The sequence below is a fragment of the Algibacter sp. AS12 genome (assembly GCF_046736315.1).
Taxonomy (GTDB): domain Bacteria; phylum Bacteroidota; class Bacteroidia; order Flavobacteriales; family Flavobacteriaceae; genus Algibacter_B; species Algibacter_B amylolyticus.
Genome location: NZ_CP151841.1, coordinates 3,121,246 through 3,142,615 on the forward strand (window position 1 = coordinate 3,121,246; position 21,370 = coordinate 3,142,615).

Sequence of the window (21,370 nt, forward strand, 5' to 3'; positions counted from 1 at the left end):
ACTAAACTTGGTTTTCATCTTAACATGAAAATTAAGTTTAGTTTTATTAAAAGTCAATATTCAAGTCTATTTACCCAATAAATAGCCCCATTTTAAATTTTTGCGCTTATCCAAACGCGATAAGATTTTCAAAAACACAATTGCTGTAATAAGGGCATCACCATTAGCCGTGTGTCTATCTACTTTAGGTACATTTAATTCTTCACACAAATCATCCAAAAAGTAATGTTTTTTTAAGCTTTCTTGATATATTTTGTGTTTCGATTTGTTAAATAATACGCCGGTATCAATAAATTTATTTTTTAATTTTCCTAAGCCATGTCTAGAGAGCATTTCATTCATCATGGTTTTATCAAAATTCGCATGGTGCGCTACTAAAATGGCATTTTTTATATAATCTAAAAACACTTTTATGGCTTCTAATTCCGTTATTTTCTCAAAATCACTAGATTTCATGATTTCATGAATTTTAACCGTGTCTGGGTTAAAAATGTCTTGTTCTAAATATAATTCAAGACTTTGATTTACCGGAATTGTTTTATTTACAAAAGCAACAGCTCCAATTGATAGTATTCTGTCTTTTTTCCTGTCGAATCCAGTAGTTTCCGTATCAAAAGCAACAAAACGTGTTTCGCCAATTGGTGTTTTCTTCTCGTTTTTAAAACGATCAAGATAAGCCAACCAAAAATCTGGATAATCTTTTTTATGCTTTTTAAACCAACTAATCATATAAAGTTTTTTAAATCAAATCTATTTATTAATACTTCTTGAATTTCGTGTATAGGCTTAAAGCATCGTCTTAGTTTTAATTTTTCCTCTTTAGTTAAAGTTTTAAGGTTTATAAATTTTCCGGAATTACCATTTAATAATCCTTGTTTGGTTTTAAATTTAGAAAGCGCCTTAAAAGCATACGAGCAAGATTCGTATAACTCTGAGTTTTCAGGTTCTAATTCTGCTAACTTTTCAAAACGCTCGTAGGTGTTGTTAACACCTTTTATTTGCTTGTTTAAAATGAGTAGTCTAGCCGCATCAACTAAAGGCATAATGGCTCTGCTTTTTATATTGAAAAGCTCTTTTTGTTCACCGTTTTGCTCGATTAAAAATTGTTTAAAAAAACCAAGAGGTGATGGACTTTTTACAGCATCTCTACCTAGAAATTTATAAAACAGTGAGGCCTTATTTAAGGTTTTAAAGATGGTGTCTGTAACCTTATCTGTGAGATTGCTATTGCCATATACAGCATTGTAATCAAAAAACACAGACGATAGTAATATGGCCTTTTCATCTGGATTTAAAATCCAAGTTTGAAATTGGTCTTGCCATTCTGAAAGCGATTTGCACCACTCTGGGTTACTAGCCATCATATCAGCTTCGCAATACTCAAAACCGACTTTATTGAGTGTTTTATTAACGAGCTTTGAAAGTTCTAAAAAATAATCTTTAGTTTCAGAATAGTCTTTTTTAGAAACATTTTCAAAAATCAAGGCATTGTCTTGATCTGTAAATAGTAATTGTTCCCGCCTACCTTGACTTCCTAAGGTTAACCATGTAAAAGAAACTGGTGGAGGTGTAGCCATTTTTAAAACAGCCAATTCAATGGCTCTTATAGTTACCGCATCATTAATTTGAGAAATCAATTTAATAATATGTGATAAGGGAATGTTTTGATCTAAATAGCTTTTTAATAAACCATTGGCTTTATGTCTAGCAGCACGAAGTTTTTTAGTCCGTTTGGCTCTTTTTATATCCTTTAAAATTACAGTAGGGTTGTTACCCAAAGTGGTTAAAACATCGTGGTGCGTTAATACACCTATTAATTTAGAGTTTACAGTGCCATCTTTGGTAATACATAAATGCCCTATACTATTTTTTATCATTTGTAATTGACCGTCGGCTACTGTTAAGTCTTTTTTTGCTGTAATTACAGGAGAACTCATTATTTGAGTTACTTTAGTTTCAATAGGGAAAAGGCCTGTTGCAATTTTGTTTTTTATATCGCTATTGGTAATAATACCAACTGGCTTTTTATTAGAATCAATAACAATTATACAACCTATTTTATGCGTACACATTTTTTTTGCTGCACTTTTTAAGGTGGACGATGTACTGCAAGTAATGGGCGCTTTAGTGTAATTTGCGGTTTGAAAACTTACAACATCTTGAGAGTTGCTGGGAATATAATCTACAAATATTTTACCTGCTTGTTCAGAGGTGTAAGGTGTGTAATCATTTGAAGCAAAAGCGGTAATTAAATACTTTTGAATATTAACACTTTTATCTGTTACCGACTGAAAAATAGAAATTGGAATGGCATAAATTATAGATTCTTCGTTTGCAGTGGCGTTAAGGTGGTATGGCGTTTTTGCAATTAAAGCTCGTAAACCAAATAAATCGCCCGTATCATGGATGTTTGTAATTTCATTTACGTCTCCATTTTTATAATATAAACTTATGGCACCATCTCTAACTACATAAAAGCAATCGTGGTTAATATCTCCATTTTTAAAAATAGTATCTCCTTTTTCCAAATAAATAATATTAACCTGTTCTGCTATTAGCAATAGGCTGGCCGTATTAATCAAATTAAATGGAGGATAGCGTTTTAAAAATTCACCAACCCGTTCTGCAATTGAGTTTTTCATAAAACTAATTCTAAATTAGTTTAAAATCTAGAAGCAATTCACCTTCTATAGAAGCTTGTAGATGGTCGCCTACAAAGTTTTGTCCAGCACCACTTGCCGGTGTTCCTGTAAAAATTAAATCGCCAGGTTCTAAAGTCATGTATTTAGAAACAAACGCTATAATTTCAGCAAAATTATAAATCATATTACTCGTGTTTCCTGCCTGTACTTCCTTTCCGTTAATCATTAAACTAAAGTTAATGTCGTTAATATCTGAAAAATTGGAAATTAATTTAAAACCATTAACAGGAGATGCTCCATCAAATCCTTTGGCTAATGCCCATGGGCCTTTGTTAGTTCTAGTTGCATTTAGAACATCTTTGGCCGTATAATCAATTCCAATACCAATCTCGTTTATATAAGATGCCGCATCACTTTCTGCAATATCTTTACCAGATTTCCCAATTTTAGCAACTAATTCCACTTCATAATTTAGTTGGTTAGTAATTTTAGGAAAAGGAATGTTTTTATTGTCTGTAACTAAAGTGCTTTCTGCTTTTAAAAAAATAACTTGATCGCCTGTTTTAGGGGCAGCAATTTCACTCTTATCGTTTACGTAGTTTTTACCAATGCCAATTATTTTCATTGTCTAGTTGTTTTATAATTTTATTGTAAATGTAATAATTAGTCTATTATAATTTATATAAAGTTCATTTTAGCATGCAAATAGCCTTGCTGCAATATGTTTTGCGAAACTAAAATGATTTAAGTAATTTAAAATGAATAAAATAAGGTAGATATTAGTTTCTAAAACGTAGCTTTATAAAAAAATATAATATTATGGCGAAATCTAAAGATGCAAAAAAGAATGTTAAAAAAGAAGCAGTTTTAACGGCTAAAGAAAAAAAAGCAGCTAAACTTGTAAAAAAGTCAAGTAGAACATAGTTAATTATCCTAATTATAATGTATTAAAAAGCCACTCATTCCGAGTGGTTTTTTAATTTTAAGATCTTTTATATTATCAATCTTTAATGCGTAATTTTGTAATCTATATTATTTTAAAATAGTTATGCAACACCTTAAAGAATCTTCAAAAAATCAAGATAAATCCAAACCTAAAGTAACCATGGCGCAAGCCTTTAAAACGATTATTTGGCCAAGGCGAAAGTTGGTTTTTATAGGTTTAATTTTAATTGTAATACGAAGTTTAGCGGGTTTGATATTGCCTTGGCAAAGTAAAGTGTTACTTGATGAAGTTGTGCCAAGTAAGGATGTGTCTCAAATTTATACCTTAATTGGAATTGTTTTAACTGCCATAACGGTTCAAGCTACAACATCGTTCGCATTAACAAGAATATTAAGTGTACAAGCCCAATATTTAATAAGCGAACTTCGTGCTCAAGTACAGAAAAAGGTATTGTCATTACCCATTAGTTTTTTCGATAATACAAAGTCTGGAGCTTTGGTATCGCGTATTATGAGTGATGTTGAAGGTGTTCGTAATTTAATAGGAACTGGTTTGGTACAATTAGTTGGTGGTTCGTTTACAGCTATAATCTCATTAATTATTTTAATTAGATTAAACCCTTGGATGACACTTTTTGTGTTTGTTCCGCTTTCTATTTTTGGTTTTATTGCACTAAAAGCTTTTAAATATATTCGTCCTATTTTTAGAAAGCGTGGTAAAATAAATGCCGAAGTAAAAGGTAGACTTACCGAAACTTTAGCAGGAGTGCGAGTTATAAAAGCATTTAATGCGGAAGAGCAAGAAAATATTGTATTTGAAAAAGGTGTAGATAAATTATATCAAAATGTAAAAAAGAGTTTAACGGCTACGGCTTTTATGACGAGTTCTTCAACCTTTTTAATTGGTGTTGCTACCACAGGAATTATGGGTATTGGTGGTTATTATATGATTCTAGGAGAAATGACTACAGGTGAATTTTTATTCTTCACATTAATACTTGGTTTTATGATTGCACCTATTGTCCAAATGAGTAATATAGGAAGTCAGTTAACAGAGGCTTTAGCAGGATTAGATAGAACGGAAGAGCTAATGAATATGACTGCTGAAGAAGATAATGTAAATAGAACCATCCAGCTTGAAGCTTTAAAAGGCGATGTTGAGTTTAACGATGTGTCTTTTGCTTATGAAGCAGATAAAGAAGTGCTTCATAATATTAGTTTTAAAGCTCCTGCAGGTTCCGTTACGGCATTGGTAGGGAGTTCAGGCTCAGGGAAATCTACTATTGCAGGGTTATCGGCTACATTCTTAAATCCAAACTCGGGGCAAGTCACTATTGATAATCAGGATTTATCGAAGGTAAAACTGAATAGCTACCGTAAATATTTAGGTGTGGTATTGCAAGATGAATTTTTATTTGAAGGTACAATTAGGCAAAATATTATGTTTCCTAGACCAAGTGCTACCGAAGAAGAATTACAAAATGCAGTAAAAGCAGCCTATGTAAATGAATTTACAGATCGTTTTGAAGATGGATTAGAAACCTTAATTGGAGAAAGAGGTGTTAAACTTTCTGGAGGACAGCGTCAGCGTTTAGCTATAGCAAGAGCAATTTTAGCAAACCCTAAGATTGTTATTTTAGATGAAGCGACTTCAAATTTAGATACTGAAAGTGAAGCTTTAATTCAGAAAAGTTTAAATGAATTGGTTAAAGATAGAACTACAATTGTTATTGCTCACCGCTTAAGCACTATTAGAAAAGCAGACCAAATTTTAGTTATCGAAGCCGGTCGTATTGTGGAAAGAGGAACGCATGACGAATTGATAAAACTTAATGGCAGGTATTTCGATTTGTATACCTATCAAGCAAAAATATAAAACAGATGAAAGTAACAGATTTAACAACTAACGAGTATAATCCGTTTTATGAAACTTATATAGCGAAAGTTTCAGATGATATCACCTTGCTAGAAGGCTTTATTGAGGCAAAAACTCAGGTTGAGAATTTCTTCAAATCTATTCCTCATGATAAATTAGAGTATCGTTATGCCAAAGATAAATGGAGTATTAAAGAGGTTTTTCAGCATATAATAGATAACGAACGTGTTTTTATGTATCGCTGTTTTAGGATGGCAAGGCATGATAAAACTCCGTTGGCAGGCTACGAGCAGAACGATTACATTTTACCATCTGGAGCCAATAAAAAATCGATAGCAAGTTTAATTGAGGAATATCAAGTGGTGCGACAAAACTTTATAGTGCTCGTTAAAAGTTTAAGTTCGCAAGATTTAGAAGTAATAGGTACGGCGAGTGGGAGTGCCATGTCTGCTAGAGCTGCAGCGTTCATAACACTAGGTCATGAAATCCATCATATTAATATTATAAAGGAACGTTATTTTAAAAGCGCTTAGGCGTTAACAAAGTTCAATTTGCTTTTAATCACAAGAAAAACGGTTAAAGAAAGCAATCCGAAAACCGAAAACCCAATAAATAAAGGCAGCACCGAAGTCTCTACAAAGCTACCTATATAATTGGCTATGGGTACAGCTAAAACAGTAGACAAAAAACCATTAATAGCAGCACCAATACCAGCAATATGTCCTAAAGGTTGCATAGCTAAAGCTCTTAAATTTCCAAAAAGGAAACCTACAGCAAAAAACTGCATAGCAAAAAAGCTTAATAAAATATAAATACTAGGGTTAATTCCAGACCAAAATAAAATAACGTACAACACCGAAATTAATGTGTACGCTATACATGCATAATAAGCAAGCCTAGTCATGCCATATTTTACAACTAACTGACTATTTAAAAACGTAGAAACACCAATAGAAATGGCCAAACTCGCAAAAATATAAGGAAACATTTCTGCTAGGTTGTATTGCTCTTGAAATATTTGCTGAGACGTGCTTAAATACACCATAAACGACCCAGTAATAAACCCTGAAATTAATGTAAAAGCAATGGCTTCTTTATTTTTAAAAAACTCTTTTGTTCCGTTAACGTATAAGTTTGATGAAAACTTGATACGCTTCTCTTTAGCAAGGGTTTCTGGTTGCCTTATCCAAAACCAAATGACTATAAGTAGGCCGAAAATTAAATTAAAATAAAAGATGGACTCCCAGTTAAAAAAATGAATTAAAAGTTGTCCTAAAGTTGGTGCTATTACGGGAACTAAAAGAAAAAACATAACAATTATTGAAATGATTTTTGCCATATAATCCCCTTGAAATTCGTCTCGAACCATAGAAATACTTATAGTTCGTGCAGTAGATAGCCCAAAACCTTGCAAGGTTCTTCCTATAATCATCCATTCAAAATCTTTAGTTGAAACACATATAAAACTCGCAATAAAAAATATTACGAAACCAACATAAACCAGAGGTTTTCTTCCAAAGCTATCAGATAGTGGTCCCAATATTAATTGACCAAAACCTATTCCCAAAAATATCATGGTAATTAGCAGTTGGTTGTCTTCAGGGTTGGTAACGCCTAAAGCAGCTCCAATTTGCGGTATTGCGGGCAGCAATGCATCTATGGCTAGTGCTACAATAGACATTAATGACGCCATTAACGCAACAAATTCAAACTTGAAATTTTGGGGTTTCTTCATTTTGCAAAAATAGTAGAATTTTAACCTTTTAATAGTCTAAACGCTTCTATTAATACAAAATTAACATTGTTAAAAAAGAGATGTTAAATTGATTTAAACAGGTTTTCAAAGATGTTATTTTTTCAAACGGTTTTGGGAGGAGTTAATTAGCACTATATTTGCATTTCTATTTTATTTATGCCTTATATGTCCTTTAAAAAACTTATTCAACCTTTAAAAGAAGCCTTAGAAACTAAGGGTTTTAATAGTCCTTTACCTTTTCAAAAATCTATTTTACCGAAAATTAAAGGAGGGGCAAGCTTGTTTTGCATTGCACCACTAGGCTCAGGAAAAACAACAAGTATCGTGCTTAGTGTTATTCAGAAATTAAAAGGAGAAGCGTTTGAAGATGCACCTAGAGCTTTAATTTTTGTAAAAGACAAACAAGCAGCTTTAAATTTAGAATTAGAATTTAATGGATATTTAAGAGGAACAGATTTGAGGGTTTATTGTGCTTACGATCAAAAAAACATTGACGATCAGCGTAACGAAATTTATGATGGTGTAGACATTGTTATTGCAACTCCTAAACGTTTAAATAAACTGTATTATCTAAACGGAATAAACTTGAATAAAATACAAATGTTTATTATTGAAGATGCCGAATTTTTGTTTCAAAACAACAATTTAGGAGAAATTGCACGAACACCAGAAAGTATTGGTAAATGTCAATACTTAGTGTTTTCAACTAAATTTGATACGCGATTCGAGCGTTGGCAAGATTCATTTATGTATAACGCACAAGTTATTATTTCTAAATAAAATTTCAATGAAGCAAAAAAATAAGATACATGGTCTTATGGCTCTGTTCATGCTGTGTTCTTTTTTAGGATTTACCCAAATTAAAAAAGAGGATGTAATGTTTGGATTTACATACGGTACAGGGTCTCAAAATAAATATCCTTTTAATGCCGACGATTATACCCATGACGTAGATTTTTATAAAATTCAGATTAATTACAGGTTTAAAGACAAGAAAAAATGGGCTTTCGAAATTAATTTAGAACCTAGTTTTAATGTTGTAGAACACCAACTTTTAAATAAACAGTATATAAAGCCAAATGATGCTGATAATTATCAGGAATTAAGGGAGCTGTATGCTCAAAAAAGAACTATAAGAGAATATGTTTTAAACTGCGGTATTATAGCTAGATATAAAATATATAGTGGTGTAAGTACCTATGCAATTGGTAGTTTAGGGCCAATGGTAGCCGATAAAGCGACCGAACGCTTAGCAAAAGGTTTTGCATTTTCTGATATTTTTGGTTTAGGGATGTCTTACGATATTGATAAGTTAAGATTTGATTTTAAATACTCGGTTAGGCATACATCAAACCTAGAAATGAAACAGCCCAATGGCGGACATAATACGACCAATTCTGAAGTGTCTATTTTGTATAATTTTTAAGATTATTTTGTAATATTTTACCGATTTATTACAATTTGTGTATTTTTACATATCTTTTTTTATATTTATATAAAACTGTAGTTATATACATGCCAAAAACTAGTCTCTCTCTCAAATTATTAAGCATTAGCCTTATTGTTTTTGCGAACGCTTTATTTAGTTATGGTCAGTCAGAAAAAGGGTTTTATCGTTTAGTTGATTCTGCCGACTTTTATCTTGATGATAATACAGAAAAAGCACTTAGCTTTCTCGAAGATATCCCTAAACCTGTAGAAAATTATATTTCTGGTAGAGTGGCCGAATATTATTCATTAAAGGCGATTATTCATGACGATTTTAATGAGTTTGCAGAGTACTACCAATGCGTTAATTTGGCTATTAAATTTGGAGAAATAGAGAAGGAGTACTGTATTGCTGGCGAGGTTTGCGTGAGTATGTTTTCTAACTTATATTTTATGGATAAGCATTCTATGGCTTATCCTTACTTGGATAAAGCACGAGATTTTTACAAAAATTGCGATAAGAAGTATGGTATATTTGAGGTTGAACAGGTAGAGGCCTATGCAAAGTATCTTGATGGGGAACATGAGGAAAGTAATCGCTTTTTACTATCTAAATTAGATACATATAAAGCAGTTAGCGAGGATCCCTACTACCAGATGTTTGCCTTGTACATGATTACTTCAAATTATATTTGGATGGAGGATTTCAATCACGCTCACAAATATTTCAAGGAATTTAAAGCGCTAGAAGGAAAACCAAAGGTTATTAAGTTAAATTACTATGCTTTTAAAGGCGCTATAAATAGTAGTTTTGCTGATAATTTTTTCAAGGATAAACAATTAGATTCCACGCGTTTTTATTTAGAGGAAACATCCAAAGTGACAGATTATTTAGCCGTAGATGTTTTAAAGGATTACTACAGGCTTTCTTCAGAATTTTATAAACATCTAGGTGAAGTTGAGATCTCTTTAGTTTATACCGATTCCTTGCTTTCATTTCAAAGCCATTTATATAAAAAAACTATTGAGGGTAGTATAGAAATAAATGATTCCTTTTTATTAGAAGATTCGGATGTAGTAGAAAAGGGAGATTCAAATGAAATAGTAAGCAGTGTTTTAGGCGGAGTCTCTGTAGCTGTATTACTAGCTTTTAGTATTTTTTGCTTTGTAATTTACAAAAAGCAGAAAAAGAAATTACTTGTTAATAATTTAGATGCCAATAATAATTTATCTTATTTAAAGTCTAATAATGATCAGCTTACCACAAAGGTTTATGGATTAGAGACTTATATTAAAAATTTAAAACAAGAGATAAAACAAATTTCGATTACGGAAGGTGTAGAGTTTCAAAAAGATAAAATAAAAGAATTATATAGAAATTTGCATATTAACTCTTCCACTTTATTAGATAAAACGGGTAACCATTTGGAATTGGTTAATGAATTCAACATTGAGTTTTTTAAAAAAATTGAAACCGACTATCCACAGCTTAAAAAAACGGAAACAATAATTTGTTATTATTTACTAATGGGATTTTCTAATAAAGAGATTGCTGTTTTTTTTAATACAACAATTAGATCTGTTGAAAGTAGACGTTATAGAGTTTCTAAAAAAATAGAATTTAATAATGAGGAAGAAACTTTACTTGAGTTTCTGGAGCGCACATTTTCTGATACATTAAGTTTAAATACTACAAATTAAGTGTTTTTACTTGTTTTTTGTGAAAATGAGTAATAATTGAGTAGTTATTTATTGCTCCATTTTATAGAAATTTAAGATATTTGGATTGCTATTATTAATTCAATTTCTTGTTTAATTGTTAATTAAAGATTTAGTTTGAAATACTGGGTTGGTTGTGTTTCAAAATAGTTTTAATTATTAGACAAGAATAAAAATTGAGATTTATTAAGATTTTAATTGTAGATCTTAATATTGAAGTGAAACAAAGGAGCCTAATTTATTAGGCTTCTTTTTTTATAAAGGAATATTACCATGCTTACGTTTAGGTATCTCAACTTTTTTATCTTCTAGCATAGCAAAAGTTTTTAATAGTTTACGTCTTGTATTTTTTGGCAGTATAATTTCGTCAATAAAACCACGTTGCGCTGCTTTATAAGGATTAGCAAATGTTTCGGCATACTCAGCTTCTTTTTCGGCTAATTTTTCTTCAGGGCTCTCTGCTGCTGCGATTTCTTTTCTAAAAATAATTTCACTTGCACCTTTTGCACCCATTACAGCAATTTCTGCTCCGGGCCATGCGTAGTTATAATCTGCACCAATGTGTTTAGAGTTCATAACATCATAAGCACCACCATAAGCTTTTCTGGTAATAACGGTTACTCTTGGCACTGTTGCTTCACTAAGCGCATATAAAAGTTTTGCGCCATGAATTATGATGCCATTCCATTCTTGGTCGGTTCCAGGTAAAAAACCTGGAACATCAACTAAAACGAGTAATGGTATGTTAAAACAATCGCAAGTACGTGTAAAACGAGCCGCTTTTCTTGAGCTATTAACACCTAAAACGCCTGCGTAGGCCATAGGTTGATTAGCGATAATACCAATACTACGACCGCCTAATCGTGCAAATCCGACAATAATACTTTCGGCGTAATTTTTATGAATTTCGTAAAATGAATCTTTATCTATAATTCCAGAAATCACCTCTCGCATATCATACGGTTTGTTGGAACTTTCAGGGACTATATCAGATAAAACATCTCGAATTTCATCCTCTAGTTTAAAATCTAGCTTATTAGCAGTTTCTGTATTGTTTTGAGGTAAATAGCTTAGTAATTGTTTTACATCTTCAAGACAGGCAATATCATTTTCTGAAGTTTTATGTGCTACTCCCGATTTTGTAGCGTGTGTTTCAGCACCACCAAGCTCCTCGCTGGTAACTTCTTCATTTGTTACTGTTTTTACAACATTTGGTCCGGTTACAAACATATAGCTTGTGTTTTCTACCATAATGGTAAAATCGGTTATTGCAGGTGAGTAAACTGCTCCGCCAGCACAAGGTCCCATAATTGCCGATATTTGCGGAATAACACCGGATGCCTGTACGTTTCTAAAAAATATATCGGCATATCCACCAAGCGATCGCACACCTTCTTGAATACGCGCGCCTCCAGAATCGTTAAGACCTATAATTGGTGCGCCCACCTTTACGGCCATATCCATAATTTTGCATATTTTTTCGGCATGAGTTTCAGAAAGAGAACCGCCAAAAACCGTAAAATCTTGCGCATAAGTATACACCAATCTGCCATTTATAGTGCCGTAGCCAGTAATCACACCATCGCCATAATATATTTGGTTTTGCATGCCAAAATCGGTAGTTCTATGTGTTACTAAAGCGCCAATTTCTTCAAAAGAACCTTCGTCTAATAAAAAATTAATACGTTCTCTAGCCGTTAGTTTTTTATTAGCGTGCTGTTTATCTATACGCTTTTTTCCACCTCCTAATTCTGAGAGTGCTTTATGTTTATTGAGGTTGTCTATTTTGTCTTGTCTCGAATCCATATTTTTTTAGCAAAGGCGCAAAGGCGCAAAGTTAAATGGGTTTTATGTTTTTGCTTACTACTTACTTTATAGGTAATCGCAATAACTTCTGATCTTCAATATATTGTTTAACAGCTATTAAAGCTGCTATTTTAGCTTCATTTTCTGTTTCAGCTTTTAAAGCTTCAGGTGAATAGTAGTTTTTTACAAAATGGGTGTCGAAATTTCCAGAACGAAACGCCTCATGTTCACATACATATTTACCAAAGGGTAGGGTAGTTTCTATACCTTTAACGTGATAATTTTCAATGGCTTTAATCATGAGTTGAATGGCTTCTTCACGCGTTTTAGAAAAGGTGATTAATTTAGCAAGCATAGGATCATAGTAAATAGGAATATCCATACCTTCTTCAAAACCGTTATCTACACGAATACCTTTGCCTTCTGGTATTTTATAAACATCCAAATGTCCAACGCTTGGTAAAAAATTATTAAGAGAATCTTCAGCATAAACACGCAATTCTAAGGCGTGTCCATTAATTTTTAAGTCGTTTTGTTTTATTTTAAGCGCTTCGCCACGGGCTACTTTAATTTGTAACTCAACCAGATCAACACCAGTAATTAACTCGGTAACTGGATGTTCTACTTGCAAACGTGTATTCATTTCTAAAAAGTAGAAATTATGGTCGGAGTCCAATAAGAATTCTACCGTTCCAGCACCTAAATAATCGCAAGCTTTAGCAACTTTTATAGCTGCTTCTCCCATTTTGTCTCGTAATTGAGACGATAAAACACAAGAAGGCGCTTCTTCTACTACTTTTTGATGGCGACGCTGGATACTGCACTCACGCTCAAAAAAATGTAAGACGTTACCGTGGCTATCTGCCATAACTTGAATTTCGATATGCCTTGGCGAACTAACATATTTTTCAAGAAACACAGAGCCATCACCAAAGGCAGAAGTGGCTTCACTTATGGCACGTTTCATTTGCGATTCTAATTCGCTTTCTTTTTCAACTACGCGCATACCTTTTCCACCACCACCAGCTGATGCTTTTATTAAAATAGGAAAGCCAATAGTTTTTGCTATATTTTTTGCTTTTTTTACATCGGTAATTGCTTTATCAATACCCGGAACCATAGGAATATTGTATGCCTTTACTGCATCTTTAGCAGCAAGTTTACTTCCCATTATTTTTATGGCTTTTGATTTCGGACCAATAAAAATGATGTTATTAGTTTCGCACAATTCAGCGAAAGCGGCATTTTCACTCAAAAAACCATATCCAGGATGTATAGCATCGACATCTAATTGTTTGGCTACTTCAATAATTTTATCCCCTTTTAAATACGATTGATTAGAAGGCGGTTGGCCAATACAAACAGCCTCATCGGCAAATTTTACATGGGGTGCATTACGGTCGGCAGTAGAAAATACAGCAACCGTTTTTATACCCATTTTCTGAGCCGTTTTCATTACTCTTATGGCTATTTCACCACGGTTTGCAACTAGTATTTTTTTCATTAATAAATATTTTTTGTCATTCCCTCGGGGGAAGAAATCTTATTTTTTTATCACAAATAATAAATTATAAGAACTTTATATATGCATTCTAAAATCCTTGTAATCGCGATGTTTTTTAATTTTCGAATTCAATTAAATGTTGATTTTTTTCAACAGCATCACCATTTTTAACAGAAATAGATTTTATAATCCCCGATCTAGGTGAGCTAATACTATTTTCCATTTTCATAGCTTCAAGTATAAATAGGGTGTCATTTTCTTTAACTTCTTGTCCAGCTTCAACATGCAGTTCTAATATTAAACCAGGCATAGGAGCTTTAATAAAATCTATTTGTTTTGCTGTTTTAGCAGAAAGCCCCATATCTTTTATTAACATATCTAATTTATTAGAAATGCTAACCTTATAACTATGATTTCTTATGCTTACTTGGTAGGTTTTATTACTAAAATCGGCTTCTGTTATTACTGCCTTAACAGATTTATTATTTTGTAAAATATGATAGCTGTTTTCTGAAGTTTGATGCACGTCTAGATTAGAAAGTTCATCATCAGAAATATTGAAATCAAATGTGTTATTAACTTTTACTTTATAACTTTTATCCATGCGTTTGTAATAAGAACTGATATTAATTCTAGTAAATATAAGTATAAAATAGAAAATATTTAAGTAAGAAAAAGTCTTTGGTTTTTGGAATCTGATTTAGCTTTCTTAAAAAAAAGAAAGTAAAACAATCTAAATTTCAACTTAAACCGTAAATATTAAATAACTACAAGAGGTGTCTCCGTGAAAAAAATTACGCTTTTACTACTTTGTTTTACTGTATTTCAAGGCTTTTCTCAAAATTTAGGACAAGGCTATATAGCCAATGATTTGGCGCAACACCCCATGCAAGAGTTGGACAAACCAGACTATTTGGAAGCTGTAACCGATCCGTCTTTTACTAGCACTCAAATACGACGCATTACTCAAGCCACTGTAGGGAATTACGTAAAACCTATGTATAGCACTATACAGGCTTGGAATGCCGATGAGAGTTTGTTAATTGTTTATGGAGGCGGTGTGCATCAACTTTTAAATGGTACCGATTATACATTTATTAGAAATTTAACTGAAGTATTTCCCGATGATATTGAAACCATTTTCTGGTCGTTTACAGACCCTAATGTGTTCTTTTATATGGATGGGAATAATGACGATTTAATTAGCTATAACGTGCAAACACAAGTAAAAACGATACTTGTAAATATTAGAACGTTAAGTGGTTGTCCTCCTGCAAATGGATTAACAGGCGGTAATGATATACAAATGATGTCGTGGGATAATGATGTATTTGCTTTTAGATGTGGTAATGATGCTGCGTATTATTACAGGATTTCTACCCAAAGTTTAACGCAATTTAATATTTCGAATATTGAATATACAGCGCCAATGCCGTTTCCTAGTGGCAACTTATTTTTTCATAGAGGTGCGGTTTACGACGTTAGTGGTCAATTTGTTAGAGATTTAAATGTTAATGGTATTCAGCATTCATGCTTGGGTAAATTAGGCAATGGAGATGATGCTTATTACAATGTTAATTTTGAGGAAGGAAGATATGGCGGTTGCCAAGGTACTTTAGTGGCGCACAATGCCACTACTGGTAATTGTTTTGCTGTAACTAGTTATACCGATTATGATTATCCTAAGTCGGGAACTCACATTTCGGCATTGGCACATAAAAATTTAGAAGATGGGTGGGTTGCAGTTTCTTGTTTAGGTTTTGAACGTGATGGCGTTAAACTTTTAGATCAAGAACTATTTGTGGCTAAGGTTAACGAAACGGATGCCGATGTTTTTAGAGTAGCGCATCATAGAAGTGATGAATCTCCTTTTAGTTATGCTGGAGAACCTCATGTAACTATTAGCCCAACAGGAACACGATTATTATTTGCAAGCGATTGGAGTGGCTCTATTGATGGCGCCTCGGTAGACACCTATGTTGCCGAATTAGCTAGTTATACGTTATCTAGTACTAGCATTTCAGTTGAAAATGAAAACATAAGTTTATATCCAAATCCAGCAGGTAATACATTGCATTTAGCATCATCTTTAAATCAAGATATAGACTTTAGTATTAAGGATGTTTCTGGTAAAATGATTTATAAAATCCGTTTCTTAAACGACAAGCAAGTGGATATTAGTTTTATAGCAAACGGCTTATATTTCGCCACGTTTACTACCGGAAATACTATTAAAACAGTAAAGTTTATTAAAAAGTAAGGCTGTTTAAATTTTGAATTGCGATCTGTTTTGATGCGTTTTAATAGCTTTTCTAGATAGCATTATACCAATAAATAAAGACAAAAAAGCACCAACCCAAATACCGGGAACAAAGTCTATAAACAAGAAAAAATCGTAAGCGCCATGAAATAGTATGGCCGAAAATAATCCAATTAGGTTTAACGCTACTTTGTTGTTCGAAAATTTAGCTTTACCCATATAATAGCCCATAATAATGCCAAAAGTAGCATGAGCTGGAACAGCAGTAAAAGCCCGGGCAAGGGCAGTATGGAAACCACCATATGCAACATAAAAAATGTTTTCGGTGGCAGCAAAACCCATCGATACCATTACGGCGTAAACAATACCATCAAAAGGCTCGTTATACGCTTTGTTAGATTGTGCAAAATATCTTATAATAATGTATTTGCTAAACTCTTCAATTAAGCCAACAACAAAAAATGCTTTTATAAATTGCTCAAATATGCTTGTTTTGTTGGTTAGCGGTAAAACTATGTCGAAAACGTAATACAAAATAGAAGTGATAATAATGCTAACAACGGCACCAAGCAGAAAATTATAAAGAAGCAGTCGTCTAGGTTCTTTCTCGTACTTATCTTTTAAATAAATGTAAAGTATAATTATGAAAACAGGAGCAATGGCTACAAGTAATAAACTCATTTTATATGTTTAGTTATAGCTTGTAAAACAAACTCGTAATAAGCTTTATTGGAAGGTACAAAATGGTTGTTATTGTTACCAATAGATCTAATAAGTGCTTTAAAGTCTTCAAAAGATACTAGTTTTAAAGCTTCAACCTCTTCCTCTTGTTTTATTAATTTTTCCAGTGGCACATTTAATTCGGCAATAAACGTATTATGAAATTCATTATCAATAATACCATTATCATAAGACTGTAAACATTCAAAAACACCAATTTTGTGTAGTGCTTTTTCTGAAATAGATAGTCCAATTTCTTCTTCAATCTCTCTAATGGATCCAGATTCTATAGTTTCGCCAGCATCAATATGTCCTGCTACAGAAACATCCCATAGCAAAGGGCAAATAGCTTTTTTTGCCGATCGTTGCGACAGTAATATGTTACCATCGCTAGTATAAAACCAAATATGCGCCGTGTGGTGGTAATAGCCCTTGGTATGGATAATCGATTTTAACTCCGATTTTCCTGTAGGATGTCCTTGGGCATCAACAATATCTAAATATTCGTCCATAAACCTAAAAAAAGCCTCGGTTAAGAGGCTTAAATTTTATTTGAAATAGCTAAACGTTTCTCCGTCTTCTATTTTTAGTAATGTTTCGTAAATTAATTTAATAACATTTTCAACATCATCTCTATGTACCATTTCTACGGTAGTATGCATGTAGCGTAATGGTAACGAAATTAATGCCGAAGCAACACCACCATTGCTGTATGCAAAAGCATCGGTATCGGTTCCTGTAGCACGCGATAAAGCCGAACGTTGAAAAGGAATTTTCTTAGCCTCAGCCGTATCTGTAATTAAATCTCTTAATTTTTGTTGTACTGCCGGAGCATAAGCCACAACAGGGCCTTTACCAATTTCTAGAAATCCAGCCGTTTTAGGTTCAATCATTGGCGTAGTAGTATCGTGAGTAACATCGGTAACAATAGCTACATCTGGTTTAATAGTGTGCGTAATCATTTCTGCGCCACGTAAACCTATTTCTTCTTGAACCGAATTGGTAATGTAAAGACCAAAAGGTAACGTTTTTTTGTTTTCTTTAAGTAAACGTGCCACTTCCGCAATCATAAAACCACCCATACGGTTATCTAATGCACGACAAACAAATTTATCACCATTTAAAATATGAAACTCATCCGGATACGTAATTACGCAACCCACATGAACTCCCATTTTTTCAACCTCGTCTTTGTCCTTTGCACCAACATCAATAGTAATGTTATCTGGCTTAGGCGCCTGTTCTTTAGCCTTATTACGCGTATGTATTGCAGGCCACCCAAAAACACCTTTTACAATACCATTTTTAGTATGGATGTTAACTATTTTACTAGGTGCAATTTGGTGGTCGCTACCACCATTTCTAATCACGTAAATTAAACCGTTATCCGATATGTAATTAACATACCACGAAATCTCATCGGCATGCCCCTCAATAACCACTTTATATTTTGCCTTTGGGTTTATAACCCCAACCGCAGTACCATAAGTATCTGTAATAAATTCATCAACATACGGTTTTAAATAATCCATCCACAGCTTTTGTCCGTCCCACTCATATCCTGTTGGTGCCGCGTTATTTAAATATTTTTCTAAAAAGTCCATAGACTTTTTGTTCAATATGCTCTTCTTTGCCATTTATATAAATTTTGTACTAAAATAATAATATATTATCTATAATTGTTTCTTAATTTAAAGTTTTTGGGCGTTACCCATAAAGGGTCGGGCTTTCCAATACAAGTCCTCGCACTTCCTTCGTCAGGCTGCGGGCTTTCCTTTGCAATCCCTAACGCAAGCTTATTCTAAATTATTGACATAGAGTTAGTATTAATGTTATACTATTTGGTAATAACTTTTTTATAAATAGTATTACCAATATTTAAATAATATAAGCCCTTAGGTAGGCTAATAATATTAATTTTTTCGTTGTTAGAAATAGATCCCTGTTTTACTGCTTTCCCTAAAGTATCATATAGGCTATAACTAAGCTTTTCTGAAATTCCAGAGATTTGTATATAGTTATTAGATGGATTAGGAAAAACACGAATAGATGTGCTTTTAACTTCAGCATTAACTGAAAGTGTGCTACACGTAGTAGTTCCTTGAATTTCTGTGTAAGTTGGGTTATACCCATTATCGAAAACAGAATATTCAGCTTCCGATATTTGCCCCGGATCCGTATCACCAATTAAAGAGCCAATGGCACAGTATTCTTCAAGTTCAATATTAGTATTTATATTTAAGTTTCCAGCAACGGACGTAAGATTGTCCAAACCGTTTAATGAGGTAAGAGCATCATTTTGAAAAATTTGAACATTTTCGCCTATGGTCGTTAAATTAGTTAACCCGTTAAAAGAAACAAGTTCATTATTATCCCAAACCCAAAAACTTGTAGCTACGGTAGTCAGTGCATTTAAGCTATTAAAAGCAGTAAGAGATTGATTGTCTCTAACTCTAAAAAATCGACCAACAGTAGTAAGTGCATCTAAGCCACTTAAAGTGATAATAGATTCGTTTCTATACACATAAAAATAATCGCGAACAGTAGAAAGCGCATCTAAGCCATTTAAAGACGTAAGACTAAAGTTATCATCAATAAAAAAATTACCTCCAACAGTTGTTAAATTATCTAAACCACTTAAAGAAGTTAGTGCATCGTTACTTTGTATAAATACTTCACCACCAATGGTATTAATACTAGTTAAAGTGTTTAGGTTAGTAATATTATTTGGTGTGGCTTCCGTAATTACTAAGCTTCCTGTTATATTTGGTTGAGTAATAGAAAACGCATCAACTTCAGCTTGACTAGTTAGTATAATACTTCCAGCATAAACGGTAGCCGTAGATGTAATACTGCAATCGGTCATATTTTGTATTTCTGTATAAGTGGGGTTGTAACCATTTCCAATTAAAACATATTCTTCTTCTGAAATTTGTCCTGCTCCATCTCCAAATAATCCTGAAATAGCACAAAGATTAGTAAGGCTATAATTTCTGTCCATATCTAACTCGCCATCTACTGATGCAAGAGCATCCAAGCCATTTAATGTGGTAAGCGCCCAATTACTAGTAACATGTAAATTAGAACCTACGGAAGCAAGGTTTTCTAAGCCACTTAACGAAGTAATTAAGTTATTTGAATCTATGCGTAAAATGCCGCCAACAGAAACAAGAGCTTCCAAGCCGTTTAATGATGTAAGCTGCTCATTTCTAAAAATTCTTAATTGCCCACCAACTTGAGCAAGTGTCGCTAATCCATTAAGATTTAAAATATTACCAGCTGTAGCTTCATCGACAGTTAAGTCCCCAGTAACTTCAGTATAATTAAAGGCATCAATTTCTGCTTGCGTGGTTAGTGTAAGATTGCCTGTGTAAGTGTTTTGGGCGAATCCTAAATAGGTTAATAATAAGAATAAAATAGGAGTGTTTAGTTTTATCATTGGTAAAATAATTAGTTTTTAAATAGTATTTAGTTAAGATTAAGCGAAGCATTTTTGGCTTAAACCAAAATTTAAGTTGTTATAAATAGATATGTTTTTTTAAGAACTAATGAGAATTAATCATTTTTATCAAAATACTCTTGGTTAGATACCGAGGCATCACTAATTCTTAAACTTGCAGTTTTAAACCATACCTCGGCATAATTACCATCGGCATATTGTTTTTCAAGATTGCCACCATGGGTTTCGGCTCCAGAACACCAGTTTTTGTTTATTTCAGGAGATTTTCCATTGGTTTGGTTGTAACAGCCTAATTTAAAAAATAAACCTTCGCCTGTGTATGCTTCTTGGCGTTCCACACCATCTTGCCCCAGAGGAACAAATAATTTTTGGGTTTGTTCTGGTATGTCGGCAGTTGCGGTGTATTCAGATTCTATTAAGTTTTTTGTAAATGTTTTTGTGTCGTGCCCTTTGCTCGAGAAGGTTAGCGTCATAATACCGTTTACGACTTCTATTTCATAACTAAATTCTTCACCTAAAGCAATACCATCTTTTGGTTCTTCTGGATACGCATTAGCCTCGGTTCCAACAACAGAAAAATCGTTACCCCAAACAGCCGAAGAATAATCCCATCGTCCAGAATTATCATCGCCAGCGGTATTAATTTCATAATGCCAAAATACCGATCCTTTTGTATGGCCTGGGAATTTTTTGTAAAATATTTTAAGCGGTTCGTTTTCGTGTTTATCGGCACTATGAATTTGTCCAACTACCACAGCATGTGTAGCTGCTACACGCGCATCACCAGTAGTAGAAACATTCATAACCTTAAGTGTTGCCGTTAATTTATCGTTAGCTGTTTTAGGATAAAACTTTTTTACCTGTGCTAATTCTGTTCTAATATTGTTCGATGTTCCGTGTGTATCGCCCGCATTAGGAGCCTTAAAAACTACCCAATTATTTTCGCCATCATTTTCAGTATAGAAAAAATCTTTATGCTCAAAATTTATAGCTTTTCCAACGTTAGAGCCATCACCTAAAATCAATTTCCAATCGTTAAAAAACGAAATAACGTCGCTAGCATAAATACTTTTTTCTGTTTCTAATGTTTCAGTTTTTTTAGCACCGTTGTTACAGCTACTTAATATTAAGAATGTACTAAAAACTAACCATGTGGATAGAGGTACTATAAATTTTTTATTCATTTTTGCTATGGATATTATGTTAGTTAAAATGTTGTTTTATTGAAGTTTGTAGATAGTAACAAAGTTATCG

18 protein-coding genes are annotated in these 21,370 nt (G+C 33.0%); 6 read left to right on the forward strand and 12 right to left on the reverse strand.

From position 1 onward, the window contains the following. Positions 1-66: 66 nt before the first annotated feature. Genes AAFN75_RS13090 through AAFN75_RS13100 form a run of 3 tightly spaced genes read right to left on the reverse strand, consistent with a single transcriptional unit; the run spans position 67 to position 3,267 of the window. Positions 67-729, reverse strand: a complete 663-nt coding sequence (locus AAFN75_RS13090) for a PolC-type DNA polymerase III (RefSeq protein ID WP_411806741.1) — start codon at positions 727-729, stop codon at positions 67-69. Then, on the reverse strand, positions 726-2,642 hold the full coding sequence (locus AAFN75_RS13095; RefSeq protein WP_411806742.1) for a DUF294 nucleotidyltransferase-like domain-containing protein: 1,917 nt from the start codon (positions 2,640-2,642) through the stop codon (positions 726-728). The genes AAFN75_RS13090 and AAFN75_RS13095 overlap by 4 nt, the downstream gene beginning before the upstream one ends. 10 nt (positions 2,643-2,652) lie before the next feature. After that, positions 2,653-3,267 (reverse strand): fumarylacetoacetate hydrolase family protein, encoded by a 615-nt coding sequence (locus AAFN75_RS13100; protein WP_411806743.1) that lies wholly within the window; start codon positions 3,265-3,267, stop codon positions 2,653-2,655. A gap of 423 nt (positions 3,268-3,690) precedes the next feature. Here AAFN75_RS13100 and AAFN75_RS13105 point away from each other — a divergent pair, with 423 nt between their 5' ends. Both AAFN75_RS13105 and AAFN75_RS13110 read left to right on the forward strand, forming a co-directional pair. After that, the gene (locus tag AAFN75_RS13105) at positions 3,691-5,463 is read left to right on the forward strand and encodes an ABC transporter ATP-binding protein (RefSeq protein ID WP_411806744.1); all 1,773 of its coding nucleotides are present in this window, start codon (positions 3,691-3,693) and stop codon (positions 5,461-5,463) included. 5 nt (positions 5,464-5,468) lie between these two features. After that, a complete protein-coding gene (locus tag AAFN75_RS13110; protein WP_411806745.1) occupies positions 5,469-5,996 on the forward strand; it encodes a DinB family protein in 528 nt (175 codons plus the stop codon). Here AAFN75_RS13110 and AAFN75_RS13115 read toward each other — a convergent pair. Beyond that, the gene (locus AAFN75_RS13115; protein WP_411806746.1) at positions 5,993-7,198 is read right to left on the reverse strand and encodes a multidrug effflux MFS transporter; all 1,206 of its coding nucleotides are present in this window, start codon (positions 7,196-7,198) and stop codon (positions 5,993-5,995) included. The genes AAFN75_RS13110 and AAFN75_RS13115 overlap by 4 nt on opposite strands. Positions 7,199-7,384: 186 nt before the next feature. On the opposite strand from AAFN75_RS13115, the gene AAFN75_RS13120 reads away from it, so the two are divergent. The 3 genes from AAFN75_RS13120 to AAFN75_RS13130 all read left to right on the forward strand — a co-directional run bounded on the left by AAFN75_RS13120 (position 7,385) and on the right by AAFN75_RS13130 (position 10,348). Then, the gene (locus AAFN75_RS13120; protein WP_411806747.1) at positions 7,385-7,999 is read left to right on the forward strand and encodes a DEAD/DEAH box helicase; all 615 of its coding nucleotides are present in this window, start codon (positions 7,385-7,387) and stop codon (positions 7,997-7,999) included. Between the two features lie 7 nt (positions 8,000-8,006). Beyond that, positions 8,007-8,645: an acyloxyacyl hydrolase gene (locus AAFN75_RS13125; protein ID WP_411806748.1), complete on the forward strand. Its 639-nt coding sequence runs from the start codon at positions 8,007-8,009 to the stop codon at positions 8,643-8,645. An 89-nt stretch (positions 8,646-8,734) separates the two neighbouring features. Continuing rightward, positions 8,735-10,348 carry a helix-turn-helix transcriptional regulator gene (locus AAFN75_RS13130; RefSeq protein WP_411806749.1) on the forward strand — a complete coding sequence of 538 codons (1,614 nt, stop codon included), beginning with the start codon at positions 8,735-8,737 and terminating at the stop codon, positions 10,346-10,348. A gap of 273 nt (positions 10,349-10,621) precedes the next feature. On the opposite strand, the gene AAFN75_RS13135 is transcribed toward AAFN75_RS13130, so the two are convergent. The 3 genes from AAFN75_RS13135 to AAFN75_RS13145 all read right to left on the reverse strand — a co-directional run bounded on the left by AAFN75_RS13135 (position 10,622) and on the right by AAFN75_RS13145 (position 14,280). Continuing rightward, positions 10,622-12,172: an acyl-CoA carboxylase subunit beta gene (locus AAFN75_RS13135; protein WP_411806750.1), complete on the reverse strand. Its 1,551-nt coding sequence runs from the start codon at positions 12,170-12,172 to the stop codon at positions 10,622-10,624. Positions 12,173-12,233: 61 nt separating this feature from the next. After that, the gene (gene accC, locus AAFN75_RS13140; RefSeq protein ID WP_411806751.1) at positions 12,234-13,676 is read right to left on the reverse strand and encodes an acetyl-CoA carboxylase biotin carboxylase subunit; all 1,443 of its coding nucleotides are present in this window, start codon (positions 13,674-13,676) and stop codon (positions 12,234-12,236) included. Positions 13,677-13,791: 115 nt separating this feature from the next. Further along, positions 13,792-14,280, reverse strand: a complete 489-nt coding sequence (locus tag AAFN75_RS13145; protein ID WP_411806752.1) for an acetyl-CoA carboxylase biotin carboxyl carrier protein subunit — start codon at positions 14,278-14,280, stop codon at positions 13,792-13,794. A 180-nt stretch (positions 14,281-14,460) separates the two neighbouring features. Here AAFN75_RS13145 and AAFN75_RS13150 point away from each other — a divergent pair, with 180 nt between their 5' ends. After that, positions 14,461-15,936, forward strand: a complete 1,476-nt coding sequence (locus AAFN75_RS13150; protein WP_411806753.1) for a T9SS type A sorting domain-containing protein — start codon at positions 14,461-14,463, stop codon at positions 15,934-15,936. A 6-nt stretch (positions 15,937-15,942) separates the two neighbouring features. On the opposite strand, the gene AAFN75_RS13155 is transcribed toward AAFN75_RS13150, so the two are convergent. The 5 genes from AAFN75_RS13155 to AAFN75_RS13175 form a co-directional block, all read right to left on the reverse strand. Continuing rightward, positions 15,943-16,617, reverse strand: coding sequence for a PrsW family intramembrane metalloprotease (locus AAFN75_RS13155; RefSeq protein WP_411806754.1), 675 nt, complete (start codon positions 16,615-16,617; stop codon positions 15,943-15,945). Next, positions 16,614-17,168 carry an NUDIX hydrolase gene (locus tag AAFN75_RS13160; protein WP_411806755.1) on the reverse strand — a complete coding sequence of 185 codons (555 nt, stop codon included), beginning with the start codon at positions 17,166-17,168 and terminating at the stop codon, positions 16,614-16,616. Before AAFN75_RS13160 ends, AAFN75_RS13155 begins: the two co-directional genes overlap by 4 nt. A 36-nt stretch (positions 17,169-17,204) precedes the next feature. Beyond that, complete coding sequence (locus AAFN75_RS13165; RefSeq protein WP_411806756.1) at positions 17,205-18,293, reverse strand: M42 family metallopeptidase; 1,089 nt, start codon at positions 18,291-18,293, stop codon at positions 17,205-17,207. Between the two features lie 200 nt (positions 18,294-18,493). Beyond that, positions 18,494-20,095: a T9SS type A sorting domain-containing protein gene (locus AAFN75_RS13170; protein ID WP_411806757.1), complete on the reverse strand. Its 1,602-nt coding sequence runs from the start codon at positions 20,093-20,095 to the stop codon at positions 18,494-18,496. Positions 20,096-20,211: 116 nt separating this feature from the next. Beyond that, a complete protein-coding gene (locus AAFN75_RS13175) occupies positions 20,212-21,300 on the reverse strand; it encodes a polysaccharide lyase family 7 protein (protein WP_411806758.1) in 1,089 nt (362 codons plus the stop codon). Positions 21,301-21,370 lie beyond the last annotated feature (70 nt).

Coding starts and splice junctions, on each gene's coding strand:
- AAFN75_RS13090 (WP_411806741.1), bottom strand. CDS start 729: ATGATTAGTTGGTTTAAAAAGCATAAAAAAGATTATCCAGATTTTTGG.
- AAFN75_RS13095 (WP_411806742.1), bottom strand. CDS start 2,642: ATGAAAAACTCAATTGCAGAACGGGTTGGTGAATTTTTAAAACGCTAT.
- AAFN75_RS13100 (WP_411806743.1), bottom strand. CDS start 3,267: ATGAAAATAATTGGCATTGGTAAAAACTACGTAAACGATAAGAGTGAA.
- AAFN75_RS13105 (WP_411806744.1), top strand. CDS start 3,691: ATGCAACACCTTAAAGAATCTTCAAAAAATCAAGATAAATCCAAACCT.
- AAFN75_RS13110 (WP_411806745.1), top strand. CDS start 5,469: ATGAAAGTAACAGATTTAACAACTAACGAGTATAATCCGTTTTATGAA.
- AAFN75_RS13115 (WP_411806746.1), bottom strand. CDS start 7,198: ATGAAGAAACCCCAAAATTTCAAGTTTGAATTTGTTGCGTTAATGGCG.
- AAFN75_RS13120 (WP_411806747.1), top strand. CDS start 7,385: ATGTCCTTTAAAAAACTTATTCAACCTTTAAAAGAAGCCTTAGAAACT.
- AAFN75_RS13125 (WP_411806748.1), top strand. CDS start 8,007: ATGAAGCAAAAAAATAAGATACATGGTCTTATGGCTCTGTTCATGCTG.
- AAFN75_RS13130 (WP_411806749.1), top strand. CDS start 8,735: ATGCCAAAAACTAGTCTCTCTCTCAAATTATTAAGCATTAGCCTTATT.
- AAFN75_RS13135 (WP_411806750.1), bottom strand. CDS start 12,172: ATGGATTCGAGACAAGACAAAATAGACAACCTCAATAAACATAAAGCA.
- accC (WP_411806751.1), bottom strand. CDS start 13,676: ATGAAAAAAATACTAGTTGCAAACCGTGGTGAAATAGCCATAAGAGTA.
- AAFN75_RS13145 (WP_411806752.1), bottom strand. CDS start 14,280: ATGGATAAAAGTTATAAAGTAAAAGTTAATAACACATTTGATTTCAAT.
- AAFN75_RS13155 (WP_411806754.1), bottom strand. CDS start 16,617: ATGAGTTTATTACTTGTAGCCATTGCTCCTGTTTTCATAATTATACTT.
- AAFN75_RS13160 (WP_411806755.1), bottom strand. CDS start 17,168: ATGGACGAATATTTAGATATTGTTGATGCCCAAGGACATCCTACAGGA.
- AAFN75_RS13165 (WP_411806756.1), bottom strand. CDS start 18,293: ATGGCAAAGAAGAGCATATTGAACAAAAAGTCTATGGACTTTTTAGAA.
- AAFN75_RS13170 (WP_411806757.1), bottom strand. CDS start 20,095: ATGATAAAACTAAACACTCCTATTTTATTCTTATTATTAACCTATTTA.
- AAFN75_RS13175 (WP_411806758.1), bottom strand. CDS start 21,300: ATGAATAAAAAATTTATAGTACCTCTATCCACATGGTTAGTTTTTAGT.